Raw genomic sequence first — 4,372 nt, 5'->3', positions numbered from 1 at the left:
GGTCAACGGCTCTTGTGCGATTGATGCCGACATCGGCAGGAGCAATTAGCATCCATGGTTCTACCTGGAATGCATCTGCAATGCGCTGGAGTACGTCCAGTGTGGGGTTGCCGCTCCCGTATTTGATACGTCCCAAGGTGCCATCAGAAACGCCGATCTCCCGGCTTAGCGTGAGCCGGGAGACGTCGCTTCGTTCCTCCAGCAACCTGGAAAGGTTAGCCGCGAGCAGCACAGAGGCATCGTTGGAAAATGGCTTGGCAGGCATCAGCTGACCCGATTGGGCAAATGTGACGGAAGGCTGGTTACAACCAGAGTGCGATGTTCGTCGTCCCTTGCCCAATAAATGCGGAGTCCAAACCTCGGGTCGAAAGACGAATTGCCACGCAAGTGCATGTCCGCAACGAGGCGTCTGCCCTCGTGAGTGACGGTGTAGTAGTCCGCGGTCTTTGTGTCCGTTGCCGCGGCGCCGACTTTACTGCACTCAACACCCAGCTCTGCACACCTAGCATCCCAAGCCTTGGGATCACGGTTGTCCGTGTCGTAGAGCATCGGCCAGTACAGATCGGCAAGGGCCTGGAGGCAGGCATACACCTTCGCCGGGTTCTGGTAGTTCGACTCAAGAGCGGCAGCGATCGCCTTCGGATGAAGCAAAACGCGCCCAGCCAGGGCGGCTTCCGCCCACTGGGGCAGCGCGTCAAAATCGCTTGGGGTTTCTAGGGCAACTGCGGTGTCGGTCAGCGGGGTAGAGGTCCGCCGAGCGTCGAGAAGCTGTTGTAGCTCGTAGATCTCCCTGCGCATGGCGTCATTCTGAAGCTGCCGGTCATTGGCAAGGGCCTGGTAGTGACTCAGCTGCGATTGCAGGACACGAACGGCCTCATCCGAATCGCTTGTAGCACTGCTGTCCGACTGTGCGGGATTGGCTAGCGACTTCTGGGATTTTGCTTCCTTCGCTCGTGCTTCCAGCAAGACACCGCGCGCTTCCAGTGCTTCACAACGTCGCTGTGCATGCACCAGCTGTGCGCGCACGGCGCGTGTGTCGCGATCCTTCGCGGCCAAGCTCGCCTCGGCCTTTCTGGCTTCCTTGCTGCCCTCATAGAGCTTGTGGAAGCAATCAAGCAGGATGTCGCCCGAATCCGGCAGCGTCGGCATGTGGTGCATCGGCATGCGTACGTCGAAGCGAGATCCGAAAACCTCAAAGGCGGCGGCCATGGCTGGGTTTCGCTTCAGCCAATCGGCATCCACGATCTCCGTGGCGTCCAGGCAGATGCCACCTTGTGCGCTCACCAGGCCCGGATCTAATCCAAAGACGCTATCAGGGCCAATTCGACTGGCGTTGAGCGTTGCAGCGTAGCTGCCTGAGCTTGTAATAACGGATATGGTCGAGCGAACGAACGTCTTCAGGCCCGTGACGAAGTCACCACGGTACCTCTGGGTTTCCTGAATAAACCGCCGGGTGACGGTGATGGTCAACGATCCGTCCTTGATGGGGCATGTCATGTAGTCCGGGCGCATGCTGGAGGGATCGCTTGGATGCAAGACCTCCAACGTCCTCCCGACACCGACCGCCTCTTCAGAGTCCTCATCCTCAAACTCAATGTGGGACAGGAATGCCGCCAATGCGGTATGGAGTGTATCGCTGGAAAAGTCCCAGCCTTCGTTGGTCAAGGCTGTGGCCGTCACGTCGCGAGAGAGGTAGTGCAGATAGCGGCTGGGGACGCCTTCCTCCAGGTATGCCTCGTCTACCGCTTGACCAAGCTGTGGGGCCAGCTCGCGCATCTGTGCGTCACGCGCAATGCATCCAGGGCACGTGGACGGATCGTGACCCATGCCGGAGTGAGCGTTGCGCTGGGGGCGCTGCTGCTTCTTGCGGGCATCACGCTTCTGCTTGCTGTTGCGGCTCATTGACCAGCTCCAGAAGCAATCGCGTTGGTGCGCTTCGCTTTGCTGGTGAGGTGGCGGAACCCGATGTTGTCATTCGGCCACAGGGACACCATCCGTTTAGCCATCGCCGTCGCTTCGTCATGCCTGTCGCAGGCATGCAGCAGAAGCACGTAGGTGTGCATGACGCGGTGGAAACTCCGATTGCAGAGTTCGTAGTAGGAAACATGAATAGAGCCGACCGGGAGCAGCGCTAGCGCCTGTCGCGCGATCGGCTCGATCAGGGCCAGGGCGAGGTTATGGTCTCCGGCATGCTTGTAGAGCTCAGCGCGAGCGGCATGAGAGTCCAATGCGTAGGGGCATCGTGCCAGGCTCTCAGAAACGCCAGCGACCAATCCCCTCACGACGGCTGGCGAGATGCTTCGGTATTCACCTGTGAAATCCAGATGCTGTTCCAGAAGCTCGGTGACAAACTCATCTTCATCCGAGAGCAGGTCAGCGTACGCCCTGTTGACGGGACAGAGGACGGCTTCTTTGGTCCGCTTTCCCGGTGACTCAGGTCCGAGCTCGAAGTGCAGATACGCTGCCAGGTCATCACTGCCGACCGATGCCGTTCGGGTGGCCGGTGCCGTTGGACGTTCCGTGTGGCTCTTCACCATGTGTTCCCAGTTCGGATACCCGTTCTGGCGGGCAATAACGTACTGAGCGGTGGATAGAGTTAGCTTGGCCGGATTGTTGGCTACCAATTCCGGATAGAGCTTCTGAAGGTTCTTTGCTTGCTTGCGAAGATGATCGATGTTCACGTTAGGTCCTTTGGTGCCTAAGGCGTGGTGGCGGCCCGCTCGCCTCCGGCCGATAGGCAATCAGAGGACGAAAGTGAAATGTTACTGCTGCCCTCGACCCATAAGGTTTCGCCTTTGCGGGCGGCGCGGCGAGGGTAGCCGCACATGAAATCTACTCCGCATACTGAGCAGTCGTCAACAGATCCGCTAACGAAAGTTCCTGGGCGGCATTACTCGAAGAATTCGCGTACGTCCGCCATTGTTTCGTTGTGCTGCAACATCAATGCGAAGGCATGGATTTGCCGGGAATCGGCGTATGGGACATCCGCCGGCGCCCCGTCCACCACCTGGCAGAGCAGGGAGCTGTCAGCCAGGCTGAAATGCGTCCTGCAGGCGGCTGGACGCGCCTCGTAGGCGCTGCACTGGCCATCGGCCAGGAAAGGGCAGGGGCCGGCAGCGCGGCCGCCGTAGGTGGTCAGGCGTTCGATCTCGTCCGGATCGCTGACCGCGTCAGAGATCTTCCGAACATTGGAGGGCAGGGTCATCGGCCGGCCGGTGGCCGCTGCCAGGACCCGGGCTTCCGCCGAGGTGATCGCCACCGGGAGGTGGCAGCAGGCATCGCAACCCTGTCTGCAGGCCGCCAGAGGCGCGACCTGGGCCGCCCAGGCGTCCGCTGCTGCCAGGATCAATCGAATACGCTTCCCGGCCCTGGGCGTCTTTTGGGCTTGCTTCAGCAGCTGCTCGCTTGCCTGGAAGTTGGGCCGTGCCCGCTCGAACTTCCGGTGTGCCGCCGCCGCGGCGATCGGCTCTTCGGCACGCTGGGCGCTGATCAGCTCAGCGGTGTCCATCGCCCTGCTGCTCTTCCAGGTAGGAGCTCCGGCAGCCCGCCAGGGCGGGATCGTCGGCAGGCACGCCGTTGGCCACCGCCATCGAGCGGTACCCGGGGTGGAGCTCGTGTCCACCATCAGTCACGTCATTGCCGATCGCACCGCGCATGCGCTGGAGGCGGACCGTGAGGTTGTGGTCCGCACCGCGCATCAGGAATCCGGCGCAGATCTTCGTGTTCGCCGTTCCGGCGGTGTGGCAGGCGAACGTGTGCGTCGCCATATCGAATGAGGTCTCGGCTGAGTGCTTGAAGGCCAGAGGTGGAAAGGCCCCAACGGCATCTTTCCGCCACGGGCAGTCGGCGCACGGGCGGCGGCAGTAAGTCGCACCATCCTGCGATCGGCTCGTCACTGTGACCACCTGGTGGTCATCGTCCACCGGACGAATGCGTACCACTTCAGCCTTTCGGCTCACGGTAGGTGCTACCGGGGCTTGCGCGAGCGCGCATGGAGATAGAACGGCAGCGAGCCCGCCAGGCTCGCTCCCACGACGGCCAGCCACAATGCTGGCGTCAGTGGGCGTTGCCCAAGAACATAGAGCTCGGCAGCGACCAGCGCAAAGAGGATCACAAAGAAGATCGCGGCCTGCGACTTGGCGCGGCGAAGTTCGATCTTCCACTCCGTCATCACGGTGTCGTCGTCCTTCATGGTGTGTCCTCCGAGTTTGCGATCGCCAGCAGGATGTCACCATGACAGCTCGCCGGCGAGCACCAGCATGTCAGATCCTTGCCTTTGAGCTCCAGGCGTGCGGCTTCCACGAGCTCCGGCTGTGAGAGCAGCCACGTCTTGTAGGCTGCGACAGCTTCCGCCCGGCTGCCTACCTGGTAC

The 4,372-nt window shown here is 61.3% G+C and carries 7 protein-coding genes; all 7 read right to left on the bottom strand.

The features are described 5' to 3' along the window. Positions 1–265, bottom strand: a 265-nt coding sequence (locus tag AC04MI_RS23760) for a helix-turn-helix domain-containing protein (protein WP_476498878.1), incomplete at its 3' end; no start/stop codon positions are given. Beyond that, the gene (locus AC04MI_RS23755; protein ID WP_436001473.1) at positions 265–1,902 is read right to left on the bottom strand and encodes a hypothetical protein; all 1,638 of its coding nucleotides are present in this window, start codon (positions 1,900–1,902) and stop codon (positions 265–267) included. The genes AC04MI_RS23760 and AC04MI_RS23755, both read right to left, overlap by 1 nt. Then, positions 1,899–2,681 (bottom strand): hypothetical protein, encoded by a 783-nt coding sequence (locus tag AC04MI_RS23750; protein WP_436001475.1) that lies wholly within the window; start codon positions 2,679–2,681, stop codon positions 1,899–1,901. Before AC04MI_RS23750 ends, AC04MI_RS23755 begins: the two co-directional genes overlap by 4 nt. Before the next feature lie 209 nt (positions 2,682–2,890). Continuing rightward, positions 2,891–3,508 carry a YkgJ family cysteine cluster protein gene (locus AC04MI_RS23745; protein ID WP_436001477.1) on the bottom strand — a complete coding sequence of 206 codons (618 nt, stop codon included), beginning with the start codon at positions 3,506–3,508 and terminating at the stop codon, positions 2,891–2,893. Next, on the bottom strand, positions 3,495–3,896 hold the full coding sequence (locus AC04MI_RS23740; protein ID WP_476498879.1) for a DUF6283 family protein: 402 nt from the start codon (positions 3,894–3,896) through the stop codon (positions 3,495–3,497). The genes AC04MI_RS23745 and AC04MI_RS23740 overlap by 14 nt, the downstream gene beginning before the upstream one ends. 71 nt (positions 3,897–3,967) lie before the next feature. After that, positions 3,968–4,192, bottom strand: coding sequence for a hypothetical protein (locus AC04MI_RS23735; protein ID WP_436001480.1), 225 nt, complete (start codon positions 4,190–4,192; stop codon positions 3,968–3,970). After that, positions 4,189–4,372: DUF4326 domain-containing protein (locus AC04MI_RS23730; RefSeq protein WP_476498877.1), on the bottom strand; the 184-nt coding region annotated here is incomplete at its 5' end. The genes AC04MI_RS23735 and AC04MI_RS23730, both read right to left, overlap by 4 nt.

The organism is Acidovorax sp. LjRoot204, assembly GCF_056175785.1.
This window is presented reverse-complemented; position numbering and strand designations above follow the sequence as displayed.